This window comes from Mycolicibacter senuensis (genome assembly GCF_003284925.1).
GTDB classification, from domain to species: Bacteria; Actinomycetota; Actinomycetes; order Mycobacteriales; family Mycobacteriaceae; genus Mycobacterium; species Mycobacterium algericum_A.
The window spans coordinates 1-4,187 of sequence record NZ_QMEX01000219.1; the positions used below are offsets into that span (position 1 = coordinate 1).

5 protein-coding genes and 1 pseudogene are annotated in these 4,187 nt (G+C 69.2%); 4 read left to right on the forward strand and 2 right to left on the reverse strand.

Features of this window, described 5'->3' with window-relative positions; genetic code table 11:
• Positions 1 to 8: 8 nt before the first annotated feature.
• The 4 genes from DQP56_RS22965 to DQP56_RS22980 all read left to right on the forward strand — a co-directional run bounded on the left by DQP56_RS22965 (position 9) and on the right by DQP56_RS22980 (position 2,352).
• Positions 9 to 476 (forward strand): copper resistance CopC family protein, encoded by a 468-nt coding sequence (locus DQP56_RS22965; protein WP_234825799.1) that lies wholly within the window; start codon positions 9 to 11, stop codon positions 474 to 476.
• 103 nt (positions 477 to 579) lie between these two features.
• Complete coding sequence (locus DQP56_RS22970) at positions 580 to 1,128, forward strand: hypothetical protein (RefSeq protein ID WP_112689329.1); 549 nt, start codon at positions 580 to 582, stop codon at positions 1,126 to 1,128.
• Between the two features lie 8 nt (positions 1,129 to 1,136).
• Complete coding sequence (gene rraA / locus DQP56_RS22975; RefSeq protein ID WP_112689331.1) at positions 1,137 to 1,610, forward strand: ribonuclease E activity regulator RraA; 474 nt, start codon at positions 1,137 to 1,139, stop codon at positions 1,608 to 1,610.
• Positions 1,611 to 1,623: 13 nt separating this feature from the next.
• Positions 1,624 to 2,352, forward strand: coding sequence for a YggS family pyridoxal phosphate-dependent enzyme (locus DQP56_RS22980; protein WP_112689333.1), 729 nt, complete (start codon positions 1,624 to 1,626; stop codon positions 2,350 to 2,352).
• Between the two features lie 4 nt (positions 2,353 to 2,356).
• Here the strand turns inward: DQP56_RS22980 and DQP56_RS22985 are convergent, their stop codons facing one another.
• Both DQP56_RS22985 and DQP56_RS24900 read right to left on the reverse strand, forming a co-directional pair.
• Positions 2,357 to 3,835: a flavin-containing monooxygenase gene (locus DQP56_RS22985; protein ID WP_112689335.1), complete on the reverse strand. Its 1,479-nt coding sequence runs from the start codon at positions 3,833 to 3,835 to the stop codon at positions 2,357 to 2,359.
• A gap of 138 nt (positions 3,836 to 3,973) precedes the next feature.
• Positions 3,974 to 4,187, reverse strand: a pseudogene (locus DQP56_RS24900) (hypothetical protein); the annotation flags it as partial.

Genomic DNA, 4,187 nt, shown 5'->3' on the forward strand with positions numbered 1-4,187 from the left:
TCCCAGGGGTGGCCGCCGCGCACGCGGTGCTGGTGTCGGCGGACCCGGCCGGCGGTGCCGAGCTCACGCGCGGGCCGGAACGCGTTAGCGCCACCTTCAACGAACAACTGCAGACCACCTTCGCCGCCATGACCGTGGTCGGGCCCGACGGGCGGCTGTGGTCCACCGGTGAAACGCAGGTTCGCGGTGCGGTCGCCAGCGTCGCGGTCCGTCCCCTCGGGCCGGCCGGCACGTACACCGTCAACTACCGCGTCACCTCCGCCGACGGTCATGTGGTGTCCGGTTCGTGGCCGTTCCGGCTGACGGTGGCCGGCAACGGCGAACCCGGCCCGGCCGTCACCGACCACGCCGACGCGCCGGCACCGGTCCCCCGCCGCGATGCGGACGCCGGGGATGACCTGCCGATTTGGCCGTTCGTTGCCGGGGCGGTGGCGCTCGTCGCAGCTGGTCTGTGGCTGAATCGGCCGCGATCCTGACCGCTGTCCGCCGGTGGGCCGCCGCCGGATACTGGCATGATGGGCGAAGTTGCCGGTGCCGCCGAGTTGATCCGAGACGAGAACCCGCCAGAGGAGCTGCCGTATGACCGATCCGCAGGGCCAGCCCGACCACGAATCCGCCGCTGTACCCGAGCCGGCAACCCCGACCGAGCCGGCAGCCCCGGCTGAGCCGGCGCAGCCGCCGCTAGCCGAACCCGCCGCACCGGCCACGCCGCCTGAGCCTGCGCAGCCCGCCGGAGCCGACCGGCCCGCCGATCCGCCGGCCAAGAAGGCACCCGCCAAGGACGCCAAGAAGACCCCGGGCAAGGCCGCCAAGAAGGCACCGGCCAAGGCGGCCAAGAAGGCACCGGCCAAGAAAGCTCCCGCGAAGAAGGCACCCGCCAAGAAGGCGCCCGGCGCGGTTCCCGCACCGGCGGCCCGGCCCGCCGACACCAACGGTTCGGGCCGGCTGGCCGACGGCGCCAAGGAAACGGCCGCCCAGGCGAAGTCGACGGTGGATGCCGCGCGCAACCCGCTCACCCCCTCGGTGCCGTCGTCGAGCCGGTCACCCGGTGCGGCATTGGCGGCCGGCGTCCTCGGCCTGCTCGGGCTGCTGCTGATCCGCCGGCTGCTGCACGCGCGCCGCGGCTGAGCCTGCCGGTGAACGCAGCCTTCCGGCCGACCGCCGACCTCGTCGACGACATCGGCGCCGATGTACGCAGCTGCGACCTGCAGTTCCGCCAGCTCGGCGGCCGGAACGAGTTCGCCGGCCGGATCAACACCGTGCGCTGCTTCGAGGACAACGCGCTGCTCAAGTCGGTGCTGTCCGAACCGGGCGACGGCGGGGTGCTGGTGATCGACGGCGCCGGTTCGCTGCACACCGCGCTGGTCGGTGACCTCATCGCCGAGCTGGCCCGCAGCAACGGCTGGACGGGCCTGATCGTGCACGGCGCGGTGCGTGACGCCGCGATGCTGCGCACGCTCGACATCGGGATCAAGGCATTGGGCACCAATCCCCGCAAGAGCACCAAGACCGGCGCCGGGGAACGCGACGTCGTCGTCGAGCTCGGCGGTATCGCATTCGTACCGGGCGAGACCGTCTACAGCGACGACGACGGCATCGTCGTCGTCTAGATCCGGCGCCACGATGGACGACAGCCTGCGGTCACGCTGGGAACGGCTCCGGGAGCGGGTCGACGACGCCTGCCGCGACGCCGGGCGTGATCCGAGCGATGTCAAGGTGCTACCGGTGAGCAAGACCTTCGGCCCGGAGCTGATCCGGGAAGCCGTCGGTCTGGGCCTGCAGCGGTTCGGCGAGAACAAGGTTCAGGAGATCCGGGACAAGTACGAGCCGCTGGCCGACTGCGGCATCGACTGGGTGATGATCGGCCATCTACAGACCAACAAGGCCGGCATGGTGGCGCGGTTGGCCACCGAAGTGCAGTCGCTGGACCGGCCCAGGCTGGCCGCGGCGTTGGACCGGCGGCTACGCGCCGAGGACCGTGCCATCGATGTGCTGGTACAGGTCAAGACCTCCGAAGATCCGAGCAAGTACGGCCTGGATCCCGCGCAGCTGCTGCCGTTCCTCGATGAGCTGGCCGACTACCCCACGCTGCGGGTGCGGGGCTTGATGACACTGGCCATCAACACCCCCGACCCCGAGGAGGTTCGGGGCTCTTTCCGCCGGCTTCGCGAGCTACGCGATGCCGCCGCCGGACGTGGCCACGAGCTGCCGCGGCTGTCGATGGGCATGAGCGGCGACTTTCCGCTGGCGATCGCCGAGGGCGCCACCGAGGTGCGGATCGGGACCGCGCTGTTCGGCGCCCGCCCCTACCCCGACTCCTACTACTGGCCCGAGGCAGGGCGAGCGCCGTGACAGGTCAGGCCGCGACCGCAGCCTTGTGCTTGGTGAAGCGCAGTACCTCGTCGTCGACCTTGCCGCGCCGGATCAGCTGCAGATCCAGCAGGTAGTTCTGCTTGAGCCGCCACGGTGCGCGCGAACCGGCCTTGGGCAGATAGTCCAGCGCCCGAAGCACATAGCCGGGGGTGAAGTCCATCAGCGGCCGGCCCTCGATGTCGGCGCCGGGCTGTCCCGGCACCACCGTGTCGAATCCGTGCGCATCCATGTGGTTGAGCACCCGGCAGACGAACTCCGACACCAGGTCGGCTTTCAACGTCCAGGACGCGTTCGTGTAACCAATCGTGAACGCCATGTTCGGTATGCCCGTGAGCATCAGGCCCTTGTAGGCCATGGTGTCGTGAAGCGGCACCGGTTCGCCGTTGCGCCGCACCTCGGCCCCGCCGAACAGCTGCAGGTTCAGCCCGGTGGCGGTGATGATGATGTCCGCCGGCAGCTCCTGCCCCGAACTGAGCTTGATACCGGTCTTGGTGAACCGCTCGATGGTGTCGGTGACGACATCGGCCTTACCGCTCCGGATGGTCTTGAACAGGTCACCGTTGGGCGCCAGGCACAGCCGCTGGTCCCACGGCTTGTAGCTGGGGCCGAAGTGCTTCTCGACGTCATAGCCTTCCGGCAGTCGGCGCTTGGCCATGGTCAGCAGGGTCTTGCGCATGAAGGCCGGAAACTTGCGGGACAGCTGGTACTGGAAGGTGCTGAAGCCGATCGCCTTCCAGCGGTTGGCGACGTGGGCGACGGACGCCGGCAGCAGCTTGTTGGCCCGCTCGGCGAACGGGTCCACCAGCGGCAGCGAACCGATGTAGGTCGGTGAGCGCTGCAGCATGGTGACGTGGCCGGCGCCGGCGTTGACCAAGCTCGGGATCAGGGTGACCGCGGTGGCGCCGGAGCCGATCACCACGATGCGCTTGCCGACGTAGTCCAGGTCCTCCGGCCAGTGCTGCGGGTGCACGATGGTGCCCCCGGCAGCGCGGTAGTCTTCCGCGCCTTCGAACTTGGGCGAGTAGCCCTCGTCGTAGTTGTAGTAGCCGCTGCAGGCGAACAGGAACGAGCAGGTCAGCTGAGTCTGCTTGCCGTCGCTCTCCACGGTCACCGTCCAGCGGTTATCGGCGTCGGACCAGTCGACACCCACCACGTGCTGGCGGTAACGGATGTGGGAGTCGATGCCGTTCTCGGTGGCCGCCTCTTTGATGTAGGCCTTGATCGAGGCGCCGTCGGCGATCGAGTGGGCCGAGCGCCACGGCTTGAACCGGAAGCCCAGGGTGAACATGTCCGAGTCCGAGCGGATGCCCGGGTATTTGAACAGGTCCCAGGTGCCGCCGAGGTCGTCGCGGCGTTCCAGGATCGCGTAGCTCTTGTTCGGGCAGCGGTTCTGCAGGTGCCAGGCCGCGCTGATGCCCGAGATGCCGGCGCCGACGATCACAACATCGAGGTGTTCAGTCATGGCGCCAGGTTATCAACGTAGTGTTGAGTTAGTCAACGTTGCGTTGACTAACTCGACGGTGTGTAAACGGTATGCGCTCGGCAACGGGAAAAGCCCCACCCGCCGAAGCGCGTGGGGCTTTCCCGGTTGTCGTCGTACCTACGCGGTGCCGCCGTCCTGACCCGCGGCGCCATCGGTGGCGCCGGTGCCCCCGGTGGCGCCGGCGCCACCGTTGATCTCACCATCGTTGATGCCGATGGATCCGGGTCCGGTGGGCAGGTCCGGCGTGACCACGGTGCCGCCGGCACCGCCGTCGCCGCCGGTGCCGTTGCCCGCGTCACCGACGCCACCGTTACCGCCGTTACCGCCGTTA

Bases quoted from the DNA above. Each gene is read 5' to 3' on its own strand.
- DQP56_RS22980 (WP_112689333.1), top strand. From the start codon at position 1,624: ATGGACGACAGCCTGCGGTCACGCTGGGAACGGCTCCGGGAGCGGGTC.
- DQP56_RS22970 (WP_112689329.1), top strand. From the start codon at position 580: ATGACCGATCCGCAGGGCCAGCCCGACCACGAATCCGCCGCTGTACCC.
- DQP56_RS22985 (WP_112689335.1), bottom strand. From the start codon at position 3,835: ATGACTGAACACCTCGATGTTGTGATCGTCGGCGCCGGCATCTCGGGC.